Origin of the sequence: Rhodococcus sp. DT1, assembly GCF_049844875.1 — a bacterium.
Lineage (GTDB): Bacteria > Actinomycetota > Actinomycetes > Mycobacteriales > Mycobacteriaceae > Rhodococcus.
On record NZ_JBNCLW010000004.1, the window covers coordinates 22,212 to 43,286 of the forward strand.

Annotated in this window: 20 protein-coding genes and 1 tRNA gene; 10 read left to right on the forward strand and 11 right to left on the reverse strand. The window is 66.6% G+C overall.

Annotated features, from left to right (window positions below):
* Nucleotides 1-23 precede the first annotated feature (23 nt).
* The 5 genes from ACLQ3J_RS10785 to ACLQ3J_RS10805 all read right to left on the reverse strand — a co-directional run bounded on the left by ACLQ3J_RS10785 (nt 24) and on the right by ACLQ3J_RS10805 (nt 4,640).
* Nucleotides 24-1,988 carry a hypothetical protein gene (locus tag ACLQ3J_RS10785; protein WP_425903206.1) on the reverse strand — a complete coding sequence of 655 codons (1,965 nt, stop codon included), beginning with the start codon at nt 1,986-1,988 and terminating at the stop codon, nt 24-26.
* 321 nt (nt 1,989-2,309) lie between these two features.
* Nucleotides 2,310-2,522, reverse strand: a complete 213-nt coding sequence (locus ACLQ3J_RS10790) for a toxin-antitoxin system (RefSeq protein WP_107986266.1) — start codon at nt 2,520-2,522, stop codon at nt 2,310-2,312.
* A gap of 210 nt (nt 2,523-2,732) precedes the next feature.
* Complete coding sequence (locus tag ACLQ3J_RS10795; protein WP_425903208.1) at nt 2,733-3,953, reverse strand: tyrosine-type recombinase/integrase; 1,221 nt, start codon at nt 3,951-3,953, stop codon at nt 2,733-2,735.
* Between the two features lie 99 nt (nt 3,954-4,052).
* Nucleotides 4,053-4,142, reverse strand: a tRNA-Ser gene (locus ACLQ3J_RS10800).
* Between the two features lie 27 nt (nt 4,143-4,169).
* Nucleotides 4,170-4,640, reverse strand: a complete 471-nt coding sequence (locus tag ACLQ3J_RS10805) for a MarR family winged helix-turn-helix transcriptional regulator (RefSeq protein ID WP_296550030.1) — start codon at nt 4,638-4,640, stop codon at nt 4,170-4,172.
* A 107-nt stretch (nt 4,641-4,747) separates the two neighbouring features.
* Here ACLQ3J_RS10805 and ACLQ3J_RS10810 point away from each other — a divergent pair, with 107 nt between their 5' ends.
* The gene (locus ACLQ3J_RS10810) at nt 4,748-5,734 is read left to right on the forward strand and encodes an NAD(P)H-quinone oxidoreductase (protein ID WP_296550032.1); all 987 of its coding nucleotides are present in this window, start codon (nt 4,748-4,750) and stop codon (nt 5,732-5,734) included.
* Between the two features lie 4 nt (nt 5,735-5,738).
* Here ACLQ3J_RS10810 and ACLQ3J_RS10815 read toward each other — a convergent pair whose 3' ends face one another.
* On the reverse strand, nt 5,739-6,938 hold the full coding sequence (locus ACLQ3J_RS10815) for a cysteine desulfurase-like protein (protein ID WP_169620753.1): 1,200 nt from the start codon (nt 6,936-6,938) through the stop codon (nt 5,739-5,741).
* A gap of 176 nt (nt 6,939-7,114) precedes the next feature.
* Between ACLQ3J_RS10815 and ACLQ3J_RS10820 the strand changes: the two genes are divergently transcribed.
* The 4 genes from ACLQ3J_RS10820 (at nt 7,115) to ACLQ3J_RS10835 (ending at nt 11,365) form a co-directional block, all read left to right on the forward strand.
* Nucleotides 7,115-7,702 (forward strand): bacterial proteasome activator family protein, encoded by a 588-nt coding sequence (locus ACLQ3J_RS10820; RefSeq protein WP_169620754.1) that lies wholly within the window; start codon nt 7,115-7,117, stop codon nt 7,700-7,702.
* 44 nt (nt 7,703-7,746) lie between these two features.
* On the forward strand, nt 7,747-8,607 hold the full coding sequence (locus tag ACLQ3J_RS10825; protein ID WP_425903520.1) for an ABC transporter ATP-binding protein: 861 nt from the start codon (nt 7,747-7,749) through the stop codon (nt 8,605-8,607).
* A complete protein-coding gene (locus ACLQ3J_RS10830; protein WP_425903210.1) occupies nt 8,600-9,496 on the forward strand; it encodes a glycosyltransferase in 897 nt (298 codons plus the stop codon). Before ACLQ3J_RS10825 ends, ACLQ3J_RS10830 begins: the two co-directional genes overlap by 8 nt.
* 87 nt (nt 9,497-9,583) lie before the next feature.
* Nucleotides 9,584-11,365: an AMP-dependent synthetase/ligase gene (locus ACLQ3J_RS10835; protein ID WP_425903211.1), complete on the forward strand. Its 1,782-nt coding sequence runs from the start codon at nt 9,584-9,586 to the stop codon at nt 11,363-11,365.
* An 82-nt stretch (nt 11,366-11,447) separates the two neighbouring features.
* On the opposite strand, the gene ACLQ3J_RS10840 is transcribed toward ACLQ3J_RS10835, so the two are convergent.
* On the reverse strand, nt 11,448-12,026 hold the full coding sequence (locus ACLQ3J_RS10840) for a hypothetical protein (protein ID WP_425903213.1): 579 nt from the start codon (nt 12,024-12,026) through the stop codon (nt 11,448-11,450).
* A 151-nt stretch (nt 12,027-12,177) separates the two neighbouring features.
* Here ACLQ3J_RS10840 and ACLQ3J_RS10845 point away from each other — a divergent pair, with 151 nt between their 5' ends.
* Entirely contained in the window at nt 12,178-13,023 is an 846-nt protein-coding gene (locus ACLQ3J_RS10845) for a galactan export ABC transporter permease subunit Wzm/RfbD (RefSeq protein WP_169620758.1), read from the forward strand.
* Here the strand turns inward: ACLQ3J_RS10845 and ACLQ3J_RS10850 are convergent.
* From ACLQ3J_RS10850 to rfbB, 3 genes are all read right to left on the reverse strand, one after another.
* On the reverse strand, nt 13,011-14,537 hold the full coding sequence (locus ACLQ3J_RS10850; RefSeq protein ID WP_425903215.1) for a glycosyltransferase family 39 protein: 1,527 nt from the start codon (nt 14,535-14,537) through the stop codon (nt 13,011-13,013). The genes ACLQ3J_RS10845 and ACLQ3J_RS10850 overlap by 13 nt on opposite strands.
* Nucleotides 14,538-14,540: 3 nt before the next feature.
* The gene (locus ACLQ3J_RS10855) at nt 14,541-16,445 is read right to left on the reverse strand and encodes a glycosyltransferase (protein ID WP_425903217.1); all 1,905 of its coding nucleotides are present in this window, start codon (nt 16,443-16,445) and stop codon (nt 14,541-14,543) included.
* Between the two features lie 142 nt (nt 16,446-16,587).
* On the reverse strand, nt 16,588-17,595 hold the full coding sequence (gene rfbB, locus ACLQ3J_RS10860; RefSeq protein ID WP_169620761.1) for a dTDP-glucose 4,6-dehydratase: 1,008 nt from the start codon (nt 17,593-17,595) through the stop codon (nt 16,588-16,590).
* Nucleotides 17,596-17,654: 59 nt separating this feature from the next.
* On the opposite strand from rfbB, the gene rfbA reads away from it, so the two are divergent.
* From rfbA to ACLQ3J_RS10875, 3 genes are all read left to right on the forward strand, one after another.
* Entirely contained in the window at nt 17,655-18,530 is an 876-nt protein-coding gene (gene rfbA, locus ACLQ3J_RS10865; RefSeq protein ID WP_296550617.1) for a glucose-1-phosphate thymidylyltransferase RfbA, read from the forward strand.
* 3 nt (nt 18,531-18,533) lie between these two features.
* Nucleotides 18,534-19,115 carry a dTDP-4-dehydrorhamnose 3,5-epimerase gene (gene rfbC, locus ACLQ3J_RS10870; protein ID WP_425903220.1) on the forward strand — a complete coding sequence of 194 codons (582 nt, stop codon included), beginning with the start codon at nt 18,534-18,536 and terminating at the stop codon, nt 19,113-19,115.
* A 95-nt stretch (nt 19,116-19,210) separates the two neighbouring features.
* Nucleotides 19,211-20,086 (forward strand): DUF559 domain-containing protein, encoded by an 876-nt coding sequence (locus ACLQ3J_RS10875; RefSeq protein WP_425903221.1) that lies wholly within the window; start codon nt 19,211-19,213, stop codon nt 20,084-20,086.
* 48 nt (nt 20,087-20,134) lie between these two features.
* Here ACLQ3J_RS10875 and ACLQ3J_RS10880 read toward each other — a convergent pair whose 3' ends face one another.
* Nucleotides 20,135-20,689, reverse strand: coding sequence for a GtrA family protein (locus tag ACLQ3J_RS10880; protein WP_425903521.1), 555 nt, complete (start codon nt 20,687-20,689; stop codon nt 20,135-20,137).
* Between ACLQ3J_RS10880 and ACLQ3J_RS10885 the strand changes: the two genes are divergently transcribed.
* On the forward strand, nt 20,688-21,065 hold the full coding sequence (locus tag ACLQ3J_RS10885) for a VOC family protein (protein WP_425903222.1): 378 nt from the start codon (nt 20,688-20,690) through the stop codon (nt 21,063-21,065). The genes ACLQ3J_RS10880 and ACLQ3J_RS10885 overlap by 2 nt on opposite strands.
* Nucleotides 21,066-21,075: the final 10 nt, after the last annotated feature.

Sequence of the window (21,075 nt, forward strand, 5' to 3'; positions counted from 1 at the left end):
CACCCCTAGCGCGAGTTCGCGATTCAAGATGTTGACCATCGCAGCACTCTAGCCCTGTCGCCCCACCTATCTGGCGGTGCGTGGACCGGTGTCCAGCGCGATTCTTCACGCACCCCGTAGCAGCAGCGCTCAGCTCGTCCCGCGATGATCGCCGCGCCGAGCGTGTCGCTGAGCAGATCGAGCGCTTCGAAGTGCGGGTCCGCCGGCGGCGGGCCAGCGGCTATCGTTGCCGCCCATATCAGTTCGCTGTCGCGTGTGTCGAGGCCAAGCGCGGCCGGGACAGCCAGCGTGAAGTCGCGCTGATGTGCATCGCTGCGATCAGGCGGCGGCGGTCCGAGCCGGTTCGCGAGCCACGCATGCCAGAGCAAACGCTCGGCGCGGTGCCTCAGAATACGTTCGGCCGCGACCATGTCGAGTCCTGCAGCGTCAGCCACATCGTCCAGTGATCGTGCTCCGGGACCCACAGTGCCCTTCTGTCGGGTAATCAGTCCGGCAACCAGCAGATCCGTCAGGATCGCGTAGCCGGTCGACCGGCTGATCTTGGCGGCCGCGAACGCCGCGTCCACGGTGCTCACCTGACCGCTGTGGATGAGGTGGTAGATGGTCCGGCCGCGCAACCCCAGCACGCTCCAGGCCTGGTGAACAGGCTCGACGCGGGCCCGCTCGATCGCGGCACTGTCAGGCGCTGAAGTTGCAGGCGTGGTCAGGGCGTACCGGTCGGGGAGCTGACCTGCACCGCGGGCGACACGCAGCACCGGTGACCCCGGAGTGTCTCGGAGCAGTCGCAGCGCCGCCCACACCGTGGACTCCGATATGAGCCCGGCCGCGTGCGACAGGCTCCGGCCGCCGATGGCTACCACCGGCACACCCTCGACGAGCTCGCCGGCCAGATCAGAGGTGTAGGCGAGGGCCTGCACGACGGCAAGCAGGATCGGTCGCTGGCGGGATCCGGGGAACTCCTGATCGATCCAGGTTTGTGCGGCGGCGAGCCAGCGGCGTCGGATCGGATCGCTGCGCGAAGAATCGGTCCCCCTGCACCCCCCTGTGTGCTTGTTCTCGTGCGTGGGATCACGGAATTGGGGGGCTACGCTCGCGGCCCAGGTCAGAGCCTTCGCAACGTCCCCCCGCAGGGATTTGGCAATTAGACGCGGGGCCACGTACCGGGCGTAGGCCTTGCGCAGGCCGGCGTAGTCGGCGGTCCCGAGCGCAGCCTCGATGTCGGCGGCGCTGGCGCCACGCAGCACGGCGCTGCTGATCACCGATTGCCTGGCCTCGGAGGGCGACGGCCAGCGGGAGGAGTCGGTGATCTTGCCGGTCCGCGCGAACGTGGCCACCGGCGTCGGTATGGCACTGGTCAGGCGGTAGCGGGGATGCAGGCGGCGGTCGTCGCCGACACCGACGAGACGCTCCTCGCAGGCCAGCGCAGCCTCCACGACCGCGACCGCAGTGCGAGGACGAGACTGGCGCGCATCGGCACCGCCGAGCAGAGCGACCAGGCGGGCGACAACACCGTGGTCGGATCGCAGGGTGAAGGCCTCGACTGCGGCTGCGAGGGGGCCGTCGAGGCGTCGGTGGCCGCCTTCGCGGCACAACGACCCGGGGACGCTGATACAGCCGTGCGAGTTACCGAGCATCGGAGACTTGTCGAAGGTCGGCAGGCGCTCCTCGAGCGCATCCAGCAGTTCTCGGAGGTCCTCGACTCGCAGTGGCGTGTCGGTGGACAGCGGTACGAGCACGTGCCGGCCACCGCTGGTGGATCGGTCGGTGACCGTGCGTCCGCCGCACTCGTGCAGCCACGCCAGGATCCGCTCGACATCGGCGTCGACCTGGGCGGCGCCGTGGCGCTTCGCGTCGAAGTCGAGCGCCAGCAGCACGGTGCGGCCGTGCTTGTTGTAGAGCGGCACGGCTGCCGGAGAACCGGGTAGTCGGCTCTTCAGGCCGGACGAGGTGGCGAACTTGCCGTCGTCGCTGGGCTCGGACAGGCGCATGGAGCGCCGCGCGGCCATCAGGGGGGGGAGGAATCGCCACACGACGTCGGGCGACGACTCGCCCCCACGTCCGTTAGATCTTGAACCTATGTCAGGGTGCGTTGTACCCTGAGACCTGTCTGGCAAGACAGTCCCTTCGGGGAAGTGCAACACCGAGAAGCAAGTTCGTACCTTGGTTCTCACTCAGAACTCAATCGAAAACCCTCGTCCCCGGTGCAACGGTGACGGGGGTTTTCTTTGTCGAGCTGAGCTGTGTTGCTGAGTGTGTGTCGAGGACGCGCGTGGTGGGTGGGGTCCCTGTTGTGGGGAGGCTCTGTTACCTCAGGCCGCAGTCACAGCCCCATTCGGCAGAGCCTTCTCATCGAGCTCACGAATCAGATCAGCGCGACCGGCGTAGCTCGCGAGAAGATCGGCGATGTACTGGCTCACAGAGCTCACGCCGGCGGCATGTCGTCGATCTTCGAGAATGCGGAAAACGTCGTTGGGAACGCGTGAAGTGATGATCGTGCGCGGGCCCTTGCTCGGTGTTGTCATTGGCGGCTCCCTTCAGCCATCCGACCAGGCTGCAACAGCAGGCTGCCATAGCGCTGCGACTCTGCGCAAGCGACATAAAGGCAGGTCAGAGCCACTATTTTCCTACCGACTAACTCGAAACATCGCCTTTCCCCAGGCAGATCCTGCCGCCGAATAACTAACTCGAATAACAGAATCTTGACCGCGAGCTTTTTCGGACGAACCCACCACCTACCCCAGCAGTTCAGCCAGTGCGTCCACTTCCGACGCGTCGGTGTGGGCGTAGGTCCGCAGCACGAGCGTCCCCCCGTCTGCGTGACCGAGCCACGCCGCAACCGCGGACGGTGTCGCTCCCGCGGCGATCAGCCGTGACGCCGCGGTATGGCGAGCGGCGTGGAGCCTGCGGTGGGGGACCCCGGCGTACCGCAGTGCCTCCTTCCACCAGTCGTCCAGAGTCCGCGGTGCCACTGGCCGCCCGTCCCAGTGCGTGAGCACGTGGAGATCTCGCTCCCCTACCCACGCGTCACCAGCGCGCTTTCTGGCGATCTGCTGTCGTTCCTGCGTGCCCCGCAGAACGGTCAGCACCAAGGCTGGCAGCTTCAGTGATCGCCGCGCACGGGCGGTCTTGCCGTTCCCCTGATCGATCGTGCGGCCTGTCACGCGCACTCGGGTCCGCACGGCCACCGTGATTCGGCCGGCATCCAAATCAATTGCGCTCCAACGCAGCCCCGCCAGCTCACCGCGCCGCAGCCCGATCAACGCAAGGTGCACCATCGGCGCATGAACCACGGCCATGTACTGGGGCGACCGTGGCCCGCCGACCAGGGGCAGATCCACCCTGGAGTGCACCTTCACCAACCGCGCAACCTCGTTCTCACCGAGTCGGTCGGACAAGTCCAGGGCGCCATCGTAGGCGTCGGCGTCGTCTTTCTTGCGTAGCGGCTTAATGTACTGGATTGGATTGTCGCTAAGCACCTTCCGCCGCTCCAGGTCTTTCCAGACAGCCTTGGTGCGCGCGAGCATCGGGTTGATCGAGGTTCGTTTCCACTTCCGCCCGCCTGGCCCGGTACCAGCAGCCAGGTCCTGCACGAGCTGCTCAACCTCGCTGTCGCCGATCGTCCGCACATCGCGACTTTCGAACCGGTCGACCAGTGGCGCCAGCGCCGCCGTGTAGGCCGCGAGCGTGGTCGGGTTGATCCGCTGCGCCGCGAGCCAGCGCTCGACCGCCTGAGCCACCGTGACGACACCCGCCTCGTCGGCCGCAGCCTGAGCGGTTTCCTTCTTGAGCGTGTCCTGCAACTCGTCGAGAAACTCCCCCGCCGCCTTCGAGGTCTCGAATCTTCTGCGCAGCTGACGTCTCGCGCCGTCTGGGCCGGCCACCCGCACCCGGACCTGATACCGGATGTCCCCGCTCGGCAGCTCGACTTTCTGAACGCCATTTCGCAACGCCACGCTCGCGATACTAACGATCGCGTGTCATGGCTGTGTCACATCGGAACGTTGCTGGATCTTCCGACGTCAGGGGCGGTTTCTCAAAACCGCCCCTGACCTTGGCGGAAGCGGGGGGATTCGAACCCCCGGTGGGTTTTATGCCACGCTCGCTTTCAAGGCGAGTGCATTCGGCCGCTCTGCCACGCTTCCGTCGCAAATCCTAACCGCATCCGCGCCCTAGTGGTCGGCGAGGGCTTCGTCGATCCGGCCGAAGATCTGCGCGAGTGCTTTGACCTGGCTCTTGGAGAGCCGGTCGATGAGGTTGTTGCGGACGGCGCGGACGTGGGTGGGGGCCGCTTCGGCGAGCCGCCGACGTCCTTCATCGGTGACCGATGCGAGAACCCCGCGACCGTCCTCGGGGCACGACCCGCGCACGACCAGGTTCTGTTCCTCCATGCGGCGGATCTGATGGGTGAGACGGCTGCGCGACGAAAGGACACCGTCGGCGAGTTCGCTCATACGCAGCGAGCCGTGCTCCGACTCGGACAGCAGGACCAGGATCCGGTACTCCGCCAGCGACAATCCGTGTCGCTCCTGCAGGTTTCGGTTGAGCACATCCATCAGGCGGGCGTTGCCGTCCACATAGTTGCGCCAGGCGGTCTGCTCTTCCGCGGTCAACCAGTTCGGCTCGTCCTGTTCGCTCGTCACCCGGAAAGTCTAAGGCGGACTCGGGCGCGAAGGTTCTCCCGGCGAAGCGACATGCGCGCCGAGATGGGATAACCACACCGCGGGCCGCACACGCTAGCGTCGGGGTCATGCACGCAATCGTCGTTACCGAACCCGGTGGTCCCGAAGTTCTCCGGTGGGCAGAGTGTCCCGATCCCACGGTCGGCCCCGGACAGGTCCTCCTCGATGTCGCAGCGACCGCCGTCAATCGCGCGGACCTTCTGCAGCGCCGCGGGCTCTACCCCCCGCCGCCCGGAGCCAGCGAAATCCTCGGACTCGAATGTTCCGGCGTCATCGCCGAACTCGGTGAAGGCGTCAGTGGCTGGAACATCGGTGATCGTGTGTGTGCGCTCCTGACCGGCGGTGGTTACGCCGAGCAGGTCGTGGTGCCCTCCGCCCAGTTGTTGCCCGTGCCGGAAGGAATGGACATCGCCGTGGCTGCGTCGCTCCCGGAGATCGCCTGCACGGTGTGGTCGAACGTGGTGATGACCGCGGGACTCGAACGCGGCGACGTGCTGCTAGTCCACGGTGGCGGCGGGGGTATCGGCACGCACGCGATCCAGGTGGGTAAGGCGCTCGGTGCCAAGGTCGCGGTCACCGCGTCGGCCGGCAAGCTCGAGCGGTGCCGGGAACTCGGCGCCGATCTGGCAATCGACTACCGCAGCCAGGATTTCGTGGCCGAAGTGCGCAACGCGTTCGGTGGCGCGGACGTGGTGCTCGACAACATGGGTGCGGCCTATCTGTCCCGCAACATCGACGTGCTCGCGCCGGACGGACGACTCGTCGTCATCGGCATGCAGGGTGGCACCAAGGGCGAGATGAACTTCGGCAAGCTCCTCGCCAAGCGCGGACACGTGATCGCGACGGGCCTGCGCGGCCGTCCGGACACCGGCAAATCGGGTAAGAGTGCGATCGTCGCGGCGGTGCGTGAACACCTGTGGCCGCTGATCGAGGAGGCGAAGGTGCAGCCGGTGGTGCACGCCGAGTTGCCCATCACGGAAGCCGCGCGGGCGCACGAGATGCTCGACAGTCCCGACACTGTCGGCAAGGTGGTGCTGCGGGTCGCCCGGACCTGACCGGTCAGAGGTTGCGTAGCTCGCGGACGAGCTGGTCGATGTCGAAGCTGGTGGTGTACGGGGCGAGACCGATGCTCACGGCACCGCCTTCGTCGCTCACTCCCAGGGAGTCGAGCAGCCGGCTCGTTCCGCGGGTGCTCGCCACCGTCTCGATTCGCCGGTCGGCCAGGTGTGCGGCGACCTTCTCCGCAGGTATGCCTTCCACGGTGAAGCTCAAGGTAGGCACCCGGCTGGGCGCCTTGCCCAGCACCATGACACCGGTGAGACTGTCGAGCTGCCTGAGCAGCCGGTCGAACAAGCCGTCCTGATAGTCCTGCATCGAGCTGATCGACGTCTCCAGGCGGTTCCGGCGGCTGCCGGATGCCGAGTCGTCCAGCGAGGCGAGGAAGTCGATGGACGCGGGCAGCCCGGCCAGCAGGCCGAACTGGTGTCCGCCGACCTCGAGTCGCTCGGGCCCGCGGGCATGCGGATCGAGCGACATTGCGGGCACGCGATCGAGGTGAGAGGGATCGCGGAAGACGAGGGCGCCGATTTGTGGTCCGCCCCATGCTGCGGCATCGATGCTGAGAATGTCCGCTCCCAGATCTTCCATGTCGATGTGGGCGTACGGGGCCGCCGCGGCCGCGTCGACGACCATGAGCCCGCCGACATCGTGGATAAGGTCCGCGACGACGCGCACATCGGGTGCCGAGCCGACGATCGACGACGCCGCCGTCAGTGCGACCAGCCGGGTCGTGGGCGTGATGAGTTCCTCGTACTGCCAGGTGGGCAGATCGCAGGTGTCGATCTCGATCTCGGCCCAGCGCACCTGGGCGCCGTACCGGCTCGCGACACGCAACCACGGTGCGATGTTGGCTTCGTCGTCGAGGCGGGAGAGCACCATTCCGGTGCCCAGGCCGAGCCGGGAGCTGAGCGCTTCCGCGAGCCACGCCAAGAGCACCGAATGGCTCGGGCCCAGCACCACACCTGCGGGATCGCCGCCCACGAGGTCGGCAACGGCCACGCGTGCGGCCTCGAGGATCGCGGCGCTGCGGCGGGACGACGAGTGCCGCCCGACAGCCGAGGACGACGCGTTCCGGAAGGCCGTCGACACCATGCGCGACACCGCGTCCGGGATCTGCATTCCCGCGCGCGGATCGAGGTGAACCCAGCCGTCGCCGAGCGAGGGGATGAGCCCCCGGATCCGGGCAACGTCGTAAGCCATGGCTGACACTCTAAAACCCTGTGTCAATTGTGGTCGTCGGCGCCGGGGTATAGCGGACTCGCGCGCCCGGAATCCTGCCCCGGCTCACCGGAGCGCTCCCTCGCGGCCGCGAACTTTTCCCGCCGGGAAAGGGCGTGCCCGCGACGGTTGTCGGCGTGAGGGGACAGAATGGAGCCATGACGAATCCGGACAGCGACCAGGTTCTTGTGATCGGCCCCGACGGCCAGCCCGTCCGCGTCCCTCGGCGGGAAGCCGACCGGGCGGCGACCGGCGCAGAGAAGGACCGCGGGAACGACGCGGAAGGAAACGGCGAGAGCCTCGCCGACATGGTCGAACAGCCGGCCAAGGTCATGCGGATCGGCACGATGATCAAGCAGCTTCTGGAAGAGGTCAGGGCGGCACCTCTCGACGACGCCAGCCGTACCCGGCTCAAGGAGATCCACCGGTCCTCGATCAGCGAGCTCGAACAGGGGCTCGCGCCGGAACTGCGTGACGAACTCGAACGCCTCGCGTTGCCCTTCACCGATGACTCCGTGCCCTCCGATGCCGAGCTCCGCATCGCCCAGGCCCAGCTGGTGGGCTGGCTGGAAGGGTTGTTCCACGGCATCCAGACGGCGTTGTTCGCCCAGCAGATGGCTGCCCGCGCACAACTCGAGCAGATGCGGCAGGGCGCGCTTCCACCCGGGCTGGGCGGAACGGTCTCCCGCGGCGGCGAGCAGCCGGGTCACGGCCCCGGGCACCCCGGCACCGGGCAGTACCTGTAGGTGCGCGGGGTACCCTCGGTACCCGTGTCAGCCTCTGGAGCCACATCGTGACCCGTGTCAGCATCGAAACGCGCGACGCGTGCGTCGACTTCCCGATCTTCGACGCCAAGACGCGGTCGCTGAAGAAGGCGTTCCTCGGTAAAGCGGGCGGTTCGATCGGCCGGAACAACTCGGACGTCGTAGTGGTCGAGGCCCTGCGCGACATCACGATGTCGCTGAAGGAAGGCGACCGCGTCGGACTCGTCGGCCACAACGGTGCCGGCAAGTCCACGCTGTTGCGCCTGCTGTCCGGCATCTACGAGCCCACCCGCGGATTCGCGCAGGTCAACGGCCGGGTGGCGCCCGTGTTCGACCTCGGTGTCGGCATGGACCCGGAGATCTCCGGCTACGAGAACATCATCATCCGCGGCATGTTCCTGGGCATGAGCCGCAAGAAGATGCTCCAGAAGGTCGACGAGATCGCCGACTTCACCGAGCTCGGCGACTACCTCAACATGCCGCTGCGGACGTACTCCACGGGTATGCGCGTGCGCGTCGCACTCGGCGTGGTCACCAGCATCGATCCGGAGATCCTGCTGCTCGACGAAGGCATCGGCGCAGTCGATGCGGAATTCATGAAGAAGGCCCGGGTCCGGTTGCAGGACCTCGTCGCGCGGTCGGGCATCCTCGTCTTCGCGAGCCACTCGAACGAGTTCCTGGCGCAACTGTGCGACCAGGCGATGTGGATCGACCACGGGCAGATCCGTGAACGCGGCGACATCGAGCACGTCGTGCGGGCGTACGAAGGCGACGAGGCCGGCGACCACGTACGCACGGTTCTGCACGACCTCGAACTCGAACGTGAACGCAGCGCCCTGCGCAACGGCTCCGACGCGACGGCCACGTCAGGCACCAAGAGTGTCTGACGAACGCATCATCGGGGTCGTCGTCACCCATCGGCGCCGCGAACTGCTCGCCGAGTCGCTGAAGGTTCTGTCCACCCAGACCCGCCCGCTCGACCATCTCGTCGTGGTCGACAACGCCGATGAGGACGCCGTGCGCGAACTCGTCGAAGGGGCCGACGTGCCCACGACCTATCTGGGCTCCCAGCACAACCTCGGCGGTGCGGGCGGTTTTGCGCTGGGCATTCTGTACGCACTCTCGCTCGGGGCCGACCGGGTGTGGCTCGCGGACGACGACGGTCGCCCCGAAGGACCCGAGGTACTCGCGACACTCCTCGAGTGCGCGCAACGCAACGGCCTGGCCGAAGTGTCGCCGGTGGTGTGCGACATCGCCGAACCCGATCGCCTGGCGTTCCCGTTGCGTCGCGGGGTCGTATGGCGGCGCTGGCGTCACGAACTCGGCGACGAAGATCTGCTTCCCGGTATCGCGTCGCTGTTCAACGGCGCGCTGTTCACCGCCGCCGCGATCGACGCCGTGGGCGTTCCCGATCTGCGGCTGTTCGTACGCGGCGACGAGGTGGAGGTGCACCGGCGTCTCGTGCGCTCCGGCCTGCCGTTCGGCACCTGCCTACAGACCGCGTACCTGCATCCCGACGGAGCCGACGAATTCAAGCCGATCCTCGGTGGCCGGATGCACACCCAGTATCCCGACAACGAGACCAAGCGGTACTTCACCTACCGCAACAGAGGTTACCTGCTGTCACAGCCCGGACTCCGGAAGCTGTTGCCGCAGGAGTGGATTCGTTTCGGGTGGTACTTCCTGGTGACGCGCCGCGACCCGGCGGGCCTGCGTGAGTGGGTGCGGTTGCGCAAGCTGGGGCGCGAAGAGAAGTTCGAGCGCCCCACCCAGTAATCCTCCCCCGCAAGGGATCCCGCAATTCCGCTCACAGACGGTGACAGCAAGACCTACACTCACCCCCACCGTCTCTGGGAGCCTGCGATGACATCTCGTCTCGACTCACCGTCAACACTCTGCGAAGCTTTTCAATCCACCGCCGCCGCGTATCCCGACCACGTCGCGCTGCGAACTCCGGACGATTCCGTTCACTACACGTGGCGGGAGTACTCGGAGAAGGTTCGTGCCCTGGCCGCCGGTCTCGCCGGTCTCGGCGTCCGGCACGGCGACACGGTCGGCATCATGCTGACGAACCGCCCCGAATTCCATCTCGTCGACACCGCCGCCTTCCATCTCGGCGCGGTACCTTTCTCGATCTACAACTCGCTGACCGCCGAGCAGATCACCTACGTGCTCGGTAACGCCGGCAACCGGGTGATGATCTGCGAGGAGCAGTTCGTTCCCGTGCTGCAACAGGCGATCGGCGACACGAAGGTCGAGCACCTGGTGTGTATAGACGCGAAGCCCGACGGCACCCTCTCCCTCGAGGACGTCGAGGCCGCCGCCGACGAGTCGTTCGACTTCGAGGCCGCATGGAAGGCCGTTCAGCCCTCCGACCTGCTCACGCTCATCTACACCTCGGGCACCACCGGGCCGCCGAAGGGCGTGGAACTCACCCACGCCAACCTTCTCGCCGAACTCGCTGCCACCACGACTTTCCTGCCCACCGGACCCGACGACCGCATCGTGTCGTACCTGCCCGACGCGCACATCGCGAACCGCTGGGGCTCGCACTACTCGAGCATCTACAGCGGCATGCAGATCACCACGCTCGACGACCTCAAGAAGGCCATCGCGGTGCTGCCGAGCGTGCGACCGACGCTGTTCGGTGCGGTCCCGCAGGTCTGGTACAAGGTGAAGGCAGCAATCGACAAGACCCTCGCCGAAGAATCCAGCCCGGTGAAGAAGAGGCTCGCGTTCTGGGCGATCGAGGTGGGGCGGAAGGTCGCTCGATTGCAGTCCGAGGGCAAGCCTGTGCCGAAGGCCCTCGAGTTGCAGCACGCGCTCGCCGACAAACTGGTGCTGTCGGCCGTACGCAAGAAACTCGGTCTCGACCAGGTACGCGCTGCTGTGACGGGCGCCGCCGCGATCTCACCCGAAGTACTCGAGTTCGTGCTGGCGCTCGGCATCCCGTGTTCCGAAGTGTGGGGTATGTCGGAGACATCCTGCGTGGTGACCATGAACCGGCCCGGAAAAATCCGGATCGGCACCGTCGGCCAAGCCGTCCCCGGCGTCGAGATCAAGACCGCCGACGACGGAGAGCTCCTTGTCCGCGGCCCGCTCATCATGCGGGGATACCGCAACGACCCGGTCAAGACCGCGGAAGCCGTCGATCCCGACGGCTGGCTGCACACCGGCGACATCGCTCGGATCGACGAAGACGGTTACGTGACGCTCATCGACCGCAAGAAGGAACTCATCGTCAACGCGGCGGGCAAGAACATGTCCCCCACCAATATCGAAGGCGCGCTGCGGGCCGCGTGCCCGATGCTCGGCGGCGCCGTCGTCATCGGCAACGATCGGCCGTACATCGTCGCGCTGCTCGCCCTCGATCCCGACGCACTCCCCCTCTTCGCGGAGCAGCACGGGCTCAGCGGGTCGCACGAAGAACTCGCGCAGCACCCCGCCGTCCTCGCCGAGATCGAGCAGTCGGTGAAAGAGGCGAACACCAAACTGTCGCGTGTCGAGCAGATCAAGAAGTACACCGTGCTGTCGACGGTGTGGGAGCCGTCGGGCGACGAACTGACGCCCACGATGAAGCTCAAGCGCAAGCCGATCGACGCCAAATATGCGGCGGAGATCGACGCGCTGTACGTGACCGCGTGACGTGATCGGCGCGGTGGACGGGGATCGACGCGTGTAGTTTCGCGCGCTGATCCCCGTTCAGCGCGTGGATTCCATCTGAAGGTCAGACTGCCTCGTCGGCCGGGGCACTCGCGATGCGGTCGAGGGCGGCCCGGGCGAGCCACGTGTTGTGGTGGTCGTCCGATTCCATCCCCTCGAGTTGGTCCGCCAGCCGGCGAATCGGGCGGCCGCTTCCGGAGAGTTCTTCGAATGCACCGAGAGACGAGTCGTCGAACAGGTCCACCACCACGACGACGGCGTCCGATGCGTCGGACTCGTCGGGAAGGAAGCGCACGGCGGAAAGAGCTTTTTTCACGGCGCCGAGCGACGTACCTGCTTCGTCCTCGAGTGCCGAGCGCGAGACGGCGACGGACGCGAGGCAGGTCACCGATCCGTCGGCGCCCCTTGTCGGTTTGTCGAGCCGGAGGACTTCGGTCGATCCGATAGCCAGCGAGAACAGCGGCGCGGCGCCGCCGGAACCGGGAAGGCAACTCACCGTCCATCGCTCGACCTCGCCGGCTGCCGCATCCTCGAACGCGGTGTCCAGGTAATAGGCGAGCAGGTCGAGGGACATCTCGTACAGGTCCTCGTCGCGCCGAAGCTCCTCGAAGTTCTGTTTCGATGCTGCCGGGTTCGTTGCCATCATTCTCCTGCTCGTACGAAACGATCCGTGTCGAGCCTACGAGTTCCCCACGTCGTGAGGCACGGCACGCTCGCGCCGGCAGGAGACCCGAACGACGAATCCGGCCCACACATGGTCGGGGCGGATTTCCGCGCGGGTAGGCTCGGGCCTTGTGTCTGCACCCACCCATGTCGACGAACCGCTGGGAAAGTCTTCTCGGACGTTCCGGCGCGCGTTCCAGGATCTGCGCGACGGCTTCAACCATCGTGAGTTGTGGCTGCTGCTCGGCTGGCAGGACATCAAGCAGCGCTACCGCCGGTCCGTCCTCGGGCCGTTCTGGATCACCATCGCGACCGGCGTCTCGACGATCGCGATGGGTCTGCTGTACGGCACACTGTTCAACCTCGACATCGCGGAGTTCCTGCCGTACGTCGCGCTCGGCTTCATCATCTGGAACCTGATCCAGGGGTCGATCATCGAGGGTGCGGACGTCTTCATGTCCAACGAGGGGCTGATCAAGCAGCTCCCGACCCCGCTGAGCGTGCACGTCTACCGCCTCGTGTGGCGTCAGATGATCTTGTTCGCGCACAACATCGTGATTTACATCGGGATTTTCATCGTCTTCCCGCAGCACCTGAGCTGGACCGCGCTTGCGGCCATCCCGGCCCTCGCACTGATCGCGATCAACGCGGTATGGATCTCGCTCGTCTTCGGCATCCTCTCCACCCGCTACCGCGACATCGCACCACTGCTCGGCAGCCTCGTGCAGTTGCTGTTCTTCATGACGCCGATCATCTGGACGGAGAAATCCCTCGCGGGCACCGGCAACGAAGACCGGGCGCGGATCGCGGAGATCAACCCGCTGTACCACTTCCTCGACATCGTGCGGACGCCTCTCCTCGGCGGCGACCAGCAGCTCTACCACTGGGTGATCGTGCTGATCATCACGGTGCTCGGGTGGGGACTCGCCCTGGTCACCATGCGCAACTACCGGTCGCGCGTCGCCTACTGGGTCTGAGCCGGCTCGAGTTCGATGAGCTGCAACCGGTTGACGAATTCCTGGTCGGTGATCGTGAACCCGGCTTCGGAGAGCGCCCGGTACGTCTCGGTGTCGGTGAACCGGTAGCGGTCGAACCGCCACCACACGTCGTTCGGATGCCACACCGTGAACGGCGTGCCGCGGTCCCGGTCCGCGATCACCCACAACCTCGTGCATTGCGCGGCTGCCCGATCGGCCAGCACCGGGGGCGCTACGTCGGACGACCACAAGCTCACCCGATCGGCAGCGGTCTCATCCAGCCCCACGTCCACGAGATCCTCGAACGCTTCGGGGCGAGCGTCGGCGACCGCCCGCGGTGACGTCGGCTGCCACGACACCTTCGGCTCGAACGCCACGCAGTCGCCCGGCCGGGACACCTCCTCCAGCCGATCCGCGACCACGCTGTAGTCCATGCCGCCCGCCTTGCCGAACGGCTGTCGTTGCGTCAGGTAGGCGGGTGCCACCGCGAGCGCCACCGCGACGAGCACTGCGAGCAGCGACCACCATCGCGTCGCGGCGCGGCTGACCGCCCACCCCAAAAACAGCGTCACCGCCGGCACCGTGAAGGCGAGATACCGGTCCAGGTACATGTTGCTCGCCAACACCGAATACGCCAGCAACAGCGCCATGGGCACGAGAAAGCCCGGCAGCGCGAGCCACAGCAATGTCCGCTCGCCCGGTTCGACGCCCCGCACTGCTGCGACGACCGTCCCCACCAGCGCGACGGTCCAGCACACCAGCACCGCCCACGGCGCCGCCGGGAACCACTGCTCGACGAGGATCGTGCTGATGACCGTCTCGTCGAGCTCCGGGATCCACGACACCTGCCGCACCTGCGAATAAGCCAGCACGAGGAAGGGCAGCGACAGCGCGACTCCCGCGGTGGCGGCGAGCACGAAACCGGCCCGGTCGCGTCGACGAGAGTCGAGGCCGCGCGTGAGCGCCCACATCGTCACCGCGTGTGCGACCAGGAGAGTCGCGGTATAGACGAAGAACATCGTCGCGAGTGCCGCCACGATCGCGTACAGCACCCACCAGCGTGCCCGGTGGGTCCGCAGCGCCAGCACGAGGACCAGCGACAACACTGCCGCGCAGCCGACGGCGAACGCGTAGGAGCGGGCTTCGGTGGCCGCCCACGTCACCCGCGGAAGGAACGCGAACAGCACCCCGGCCGCCACCGCGGCACGCCGTCCCGCCAGCATCTGCGCGGTCGCGGTGACGGCTGCGGCCCCGACACCGAGGGCAAGCACGCCGGGCAGCCGCGCGGTGAATTCACCGGTGCCCACGAGCGCGAACCAACCGTGCATCAGGATGTAGTACAGGCCGTGGACCGCGTCCCAATCGGCGAGCAGCTCGAGCAGATCGCCGAAGGGCCGATCAGCGGCCGAGATCGTTGCTGCCTCGTCCCACCAGAACGACGGAACCCAGGAAAAAGCGGCGCCGACGAGCACGGTCACTCCCCCGAACAGCAGAGGGAGCGGCCAAGCCCTCATCGGTCAGTCGTCGATGCCGTACAGCCGCGCCCAGTTCTCGCGGCTCGTGAGCTTCGGCATCGCTTCCTGCCACACCGTCTTCATCCGGGGAGCTTCCTTGCGGAGCTGCCAGCACACCTTCGCGGCCCGCTTGGTGAGATCCATCGCCGTGTCCTTGTCGCGGCGACGCACCCGCACCGCGTTCTGCGACGCGTCGGTGACCACGGCGCCGTCGAACAGCGAGACGTGCCACCAGTCCGCGTAATCCGCGGGAACGGTGACGGGACGACGGTCCACCTTGCCCGCGAGCTGCTGCACCGCGCGCTTGAGGAGCACGAGCCCCTCACGCTTCTTGTCCGGCTCGAAGTCCCACACCGACATCTGCGTATGCGGATCGGATTCCTTGCCCACCTGCGACGCGGGCAGCGGCTTGGTCTCCGGGTAGCGGTCGCGCAGTTCGCGCAGTTCCTTCAGGACCGACTGACCACCGTCGTACAGGAAATCGGGGCCGGCGAGGAAGTCCTCCGCCGCCTTGATGAACGTGGCGGCCAGACCGTACTGCATCGAAACGATGAGTTCGCCGATCTTGCGGAACAGGTACTTGGAGATGTCGGGTCCGTCGAAACGCCCGTAGATCGCCGAGACGACGAGACCGTTGCGGATGCTGAAGTAGCGCGCCCAGTCGTCGTAGTCCTTGAGGTAGAAGTCGGCGTGCCACACGCCCGCGTTCGGCAGCGTGACCGTGGGGTGCCCGGCGAAACGCGCGCGGATGCCGTACTCGATGTCGTCCCACTGGAAGAACAGCGGAATCGGCAGCCCGCAGTCGGCGATGATCTCGGCGGGAAGCAGACACGTCCACCAGCCGTTCCAGCCGGCGTCGAAGCGAGGATCCTGCTTCTTCTTGATCAGGTCGACGCCCATCTTGGCGCCCGGGGTCAGCTCACCGGCTTTGATCTCGTCGAGCACCTCGCGCTCGGCGCTGACGTGGAGGACCTGGGGGTTGCTCAGGGACAGCATCTGGGCACCGACGATCGTCGGTTGCACCGTCATGTTCGCGAACGCGTTCAGGCGCAGCACCGACTCCGGCTCGCACAGGATGTCGTCGTCCATGACGATGACGTTGGCGTGCGCCGAGTTGGGTGACCCGGTGATCTCGTACATGCCTCGGGAGAAACCGCCGGCGCCGCCGAGATTGGGCTGGGTCAGGTAGATGAGCTTGTCGCCGAGTTTCTCGGCGACCTCACCGAACGCGGGACGCGACCGCACCTGGTCGGTGCCCTGGTCCACGATGCACACCGCGTCGATGTCGGCCATCGCCCCGTCGTCGGAGGCGAGAGTGCCCACGGTCACGGTGCAGTCGTCCGCGCGATTGAACGTGCAGATCACGACCGCGGCCGGACGCAGGTGCTCGGGCGCCGCAACCGTCCAGCGGGCGTCGGAGACGAGCAGTGAGCCGTTGCTGGCCTCGGCGGCGAACCAGATCGCGCCGCCGTCGACGAAGCGCTCGATCGGCACCTCGAGGTCGAGTTCTCCCGATCCGGACACCGTCTCGACCGAGACGATCCGTTCACGGCCCTTGGCGTCGGAGGCGTGGACGACGAATCGTGCGCTACCCGAGCAGCCGTACGTCAGTTGCAGGTTCACCGTCTTCACGTCGGTCCAGCGCTGCCAGAAACTGGCGGGGAACCTGCCGAAATACGTGTTGGTGTGGGCGCTCGCGCCGTCGGCCAGCTGGAGACCGTAACGGTCGGCCGCGGCGTCACCCTTTGTGACGACGTACATCTTTCCGGGCACCCGAGGCGACAGCGACGCAAAGACGCCGCGCTGCGCAATCAACCGATCCCGTCGTACGGGTTCGGTGAGGGCGCTGTCCAGTGCGTCCGCGTTGCTGTCGATCGCTGTCGTGTCGCCGGCAGTTGCCTGCTCCATCGAGCTACTCCCCGCTGTGGTCGATCCTGTTACGGATGCGACAGTAGCAGCGCAAATAGCTGTCTCTACGGCATGCGGGCGGAGGTAGCGCGTTTCGTCGTGATCACACTGTTTGCCGGAATATGCAAGAACCGCAGGTCGCTCAACCGCCGAGGATTCGTTCGCTGCGTTCGTACGCGGCTTCGGTGGCGGTTTTCTGTGGCATCCACCACGTCTCGTGGCTGCGGTACCACTCGATCGTCGCCGCCAGGCCCGAGCGGAAATCGCGGTACTGCGGCTCCCACCCCAACTCCGTGCGCAACCGCGTCGCATCGATCGCATAGCGCAGGTCGTGCCCCGGCCGGTCGGTGACGAAATCGAACGCCTCCGGGTCCATGCCGCACAGTTCTAGCACGGTCTCGACGACCGTGCGGTTGTCGGTTTCGCCGTCCGCCCCGATCAGATACGTCTCCCCGATCCGGCCCTTGTCGATGACCGTCCACACCGCACTGTTGTGGTCGTCGACGTGAATCCAGTCGCGCACGTTGGCACCGCTGCCGTACAGCTTCGGCCGCACCCCGGTCAGGACATTGGTGATCTGCCGCGGAATGAACTTCTCCACATGCTGATACGGCCCGTAGTTGTTCGAGCAGTTCGAGATCGTCGCCCGCAAGCCGAACGAGCGCACCCACGCGCGCACCAGCAGGTCGGAGCCGGCCTTGGTCGACGAATACGGGCTCGACGGGTTGTAGGGGGTTGCCTCGGTGAACTTCGCCGGGTCGTCGAGCGCGAGATCGCCGTAGACCTCGTCGGTGGAGATGTGGTGATAACGCACGTCGTATCGGCGCACGGCTTCGAGCAGCGTGAACGTGCCGACGAGGTTGGTGTGCACGAACGGGGTCGGGTCGGCCAGCGAGTTGTCGTTGTGCGACTCGGCGGCGAAGTGCACCACCAGGTCGGCGTTCGCGACGAGACGGTCGACGAGTTCGGGATCGGCGATGTCGCCGTGCACGAAGGTGATCTTCCCGGCGACGGGGTCGAGTGACGCCCGGTTGCCGGCGTAGGTGAGTTTGTCCAGGACCGTCACGTCGACGTCCGGGCGGTCGGCGACAGTCCGGTGGACGAAGTTCGCGCCGATGAATCCGGCGCCGCCGGTGACGAGCAGCCTCATGACGCCAAACCCTACCGACATCTGCCTGGCATCTCCGCGGACGTGGAACACTTGCCCGCATGCGCGGAATCATCCTGGCCGGCGGGACCGGTTCGCGACTGCATCCCATCACCTTGGGCATCAGCAAGCAGCTCACGCCCGTCTACGACAAGCCGATGATCTATTACCCCCTCTCGACGCTGATGCTGGCGGGCATCCGGGAGATCCTCGTCATCACCACTCCGCACGACCTCGACCAGTTCCGGCGACTGCTCGGCGACGGGTCGCGGTTCGGGATCGAGCTGACCTACGCCGTGCAGGAACACCCGGACGGTCTGGCACAGGCCTTCGTGCTCGGTGCCGATCACATCGGTACCGAATCGGTGGCATTGGTTCTGGGGGACAACATTTTCTACGGCCCCGGCCTGGGCAGCCAGCTCATCCGGTTCGCCGACATCGACGGAGGCGCGGTGTTCGCCTACCGGGTGTCCGATCCCTCCGCCTACGGGGTGATCGAGTTCGATTCCGCGGGTCGCGCGCTGTCGCTCGAGGAGAAACCCGTCGACCCGAAGTCGCCGTACGCGGTGCCGGGACTGTACTTCTACGACAACGACGTCGTCGAGATCGCGCGCGGGCTGAGACCGTCCGCGCGCGGGGAATACGAGATCACCGACGTCAACCGCACGTATCTCGAGGCCGGGAAGTTGCAGGTCGAGGTGCTGCCGCGCGGTACGGCGTGGCTCGACACCGGCACGTTCGATTCGCTGCTCGACGCGTCGAACTACGTTCGCACGATCGAACAACGGCAGGGTCTGAAGATCGGCGCTCCCGAAGAAGTGGCGTGGCGGCGCGGATTCGTCACCGACGACGAATTACGTGCCCTGGCCGAGCCCTTGGCGAAATCCGGGTACGGGAGATATCTGCTCGACCTGCTGGAACGAGGAAGGGATTTCTAGGGGATGCAGTATCGCGAACTGAAGATCGCCGGGGCGTGGGAAATCACGCCGGCCACATTCGGTGACGAACGGGGACTGTTCCTCGAATGGTTCAAGCAGTCCACCTTCCGTGAGGCGACCGGGCGGTCGCTGGAGTTGGCGCAGGCGAACTGCTCGGTCTCGGCGGCCGGGGTGTTGAGGGGTATCCACTACGCGGATGTGCCACCGGGACAAGCGAAGTACGTCACGTGCGTGTCGGGTTCGGTGCTCGATGTCGTGGTGGACCTGCGTGTCGGGTCGCCGACATTCGGGCAGTGGGATTCGGTACTGCTCGACACGACCGACCGTCGGGCGATCTTCCTGTCCGAGGGATTGGGACACGGTTTTCTTGCCCTGGAAGACAACTCGACCGTGGTGTACCTGTGCTCGACGCCGTACACCCCGGAGCGGGAGCACGAGGTGCATCCGCTCGACTCGGAGATCGGTATCGACTGGCCGGCCGTGGGCAGGGACGGCGCCCCGCTCGAGTACGAGTTGTCGGCCAAGGACCGCGCCGCCCCCACGCTTGCCGACGCACGGTCGGCCGGGCTGCTTCCCGAGTTCTGAAAACCTGGGTGGGACAGTGCCCGGCTAGCGGGCACTGTCCGACCAAAGACGAGGAGTACGGGAACCTCCCGCCGGCACGCCGCGTCGAACGAGACATGAACCGCACAGAGATCCACGCCGTCATGGCCCAACAGGACGGCGTGATCACCCGCACCCAGGCACTCCGATGCGGCATGAGTTCGACGTCGGTGAGCCGGACCGTCGCGACAGGTGAATGGGTCACCCTCGTACCCGGCGTCTACCTGCGTTCCGACCGCGAGCGCACCGCGGGCGTCGAACTGCGTGCGGCGGTGTACGGAGCCGGAGCCGAGGCGGTCGCGTGGGGCCCGAGCGCCGCGTGGTGGCACGGACTGCTCGATCACCCACCCGCCCGCCACTACGTGACCGTCCCCCACCACCGGATACGGTCGTGCACGCGATCGACCCGCGTGCGACGACGGGACCTGCACTGGAAGGACACCGTGGTGGTCCGGAGCCTGCCTGTGACTGCGTTGCCGCTCACCGTGCTCGAAGCCGCAACCGAGATGCCGAGCGGGTCGGTGCTCATGGATCGCGCGTTGCAGCGGCACACGTCGCTCGACGTTCTCCAGCGGGTCCACCGCAGAAACTCCGGGCGGCACGGCGCTCGCGCCGCGTCACGCCTGCTGTGCTCGGCAGGCGACGGCGGGCATTCGGAAGCCGAGCGCATCCTGCATCGGCTCCTGCGCGACGCGGGTCTGACGGGCTGGCGCGCGCACGCGTGGAGCTGCGGGTTCGAGATCGACGTGGTCTTCGAGGCGGAGCGCGTCGCCATCGAAGTGGACGGGTGGGCATGGCACCGCGACGCGCATCGTCAGCGCCGGGATGCCGAGCGGCAGAACGTTCTGGTCAATGCCGGGTGGCACGTCCTGCGTTTCACCTGGCACACGCTGGTCGAGGACCCGGACGGGGTTATCCGGCAGATACGGGCGGCCCTGGATCGCCGCCGCTGAAACCTTGGTCGGAAAGTGCCCGCTCAGCGGGCAACATCTCACCCGAGTTCACCGGATGCGGAAGATCACCAGCCGCTGCACCCCGAAGTTGATGACGGTCGCGGTGCCCTGCGCGACGACGAACGCGAACGGCGTGACCCACCACTGGTCGCCCAGCGAGTCGTTGAGCACCCCGTTGATGCCGACCTGCGCGGCGAACGTCACGGCGTACAGCGCCACGACGGCGGCGAAGCGCACCTTGCTCGGTTCGGCCTTGAACGTCCACCTGCGGTTGATGAGGTACGCGGTGGTGGTGCCGGCGACGAACGACAGCGCCTTCGCGCCGTCGCGAGTGACACCGAGCGCCATGAGCAGCACGTAGAGGCCGTAGTCGACGATCGCCGACAGACCGCCGGTCAGCACGAACCGCACGAGTTGCGTCTTGAGACCCAGCGCATCGTCGGCCGTGGAATCGGTCAGCGGCAGTTCCGGAGCGAGCGGCGCGTGATGTTCCGGCAACGGCTGCACGTGGTCATGGAATTCGGGCACGCAGACGAGGGTAACGCCCCGGACCGAAGCGACAGTTGACCTCGAGTCCGGTCGAGGTTGCACCCTCGGATACATGAGCATCGCGCTGAACCACACCATCGTCCACGCGACCGACCCGAAGGGATCTGCCGTCCTCCTCTCGGAGATCCTCGGTGTCGCATCGCCGACCCCATACGGACCGTTCGTCGTTGTGCAGGTGGACAACGACGTCTCCCTGGACTTCATGGCCGACGCACACCCCGTCCGATCGCAGCACTACGCCTTCCTTGTCGGGGAACAGGAGTTCGACGAGATCCTCGGCCGCATCCGGGCACGCGACCTGGAGTATTGGGCCGATCCCGTGCATCGACGCAGCAGGGAGATCAACACCCGCGACGGGGGCCGCGGCGTCTACTGGTCGGATCCCGACGGTCACAACCTGGAGATCCTCACAAAGCCGTACGGGGGGTAACCCTGCTCTT